The sequence below is a fragment of the Oleiphilus sp. HI0086 genome, assembly GCF_001635225.1.
Genome location: NZ_LWFZ01000186.1, coordinates 1 through 720, shown reverse-complemented (window position 1 = coordinate 720; position 720 = coordinate 1). Strand labels below are relative to the sequence as shown.

Sequence of the window (720 nt, the reverse complement as noted above, 5' to 3'; positions counted from 1 at the left end):
GGTCATTCGGTAGAGGGCTCGAAGCCCTCTATGTAACAAGGAAGGTTTAGAAAGTCGTCGTACGATCGACTTCAATCGCAGCATCCATTGCTTCCAGTAAGGCTTTGCGTGATTTTAGCTTAGTACCGTGATGAGCCTTCATATTCAGCTTTTTATACTCTTCAGCCAACGCTTTAGCTTCAGTCATTAGCTGATCTGCATCGACAAGCTTATCCAAAAATCCTGCATCAACAGCCGTTTCAACATCAAAGATTTCTGCATTCATTACCGAGCGATTAAAGTAGTTTGTCGGGATACGACCACGCGCCATTTCAATGCCTGCCTGGTGCATTGTCATACCAATCGCCACTTCATTCAGGCCTAGCTTAAATGGACCTTTAGCACCAATACGGTAATCGCTACATAAAAGAATAAAGGAGCCTTTGGCAATCGCATGACCGCTACATGCAGCAATAATTGGCGTAGGAAAAGCCAACATTCTACGCGTTAAAGTAGAACCTTCTGCCACAAGCGCAGTCGCATGATCCATACTCTTCTGCATGGTTTTCAAATCATATCCACCCGAGAATATACCTTCCTGACCAGTGATAATAACCACCGCTCCGGTCTCTTCAGCATGATCAAGCGCTTCATTCAATTCTGCAATGACCTGGTGAGAAATTGCATTCACCTTACCGTTTTGAATTTTGATCGTGGCTACTTTATCTTGCAACTCAAACT

At 44.2% G+C, this 720-nt stretch carries 1 protein-coding gene; it reads right to left on the bottom strand.

Annotated features, from left to right (window positions below; translation table 11 throughout):
* Window positions 1-46: 46 nt before the first annotated feature.
* A partial coding sequence (locus A3756_RS02645; protein WP_068552859.1) for a crotonase/enoyl-CoA hydratase family protein occupies window positions 47-720 on the bottom strand: 674 nt, incomplete at its 5' end.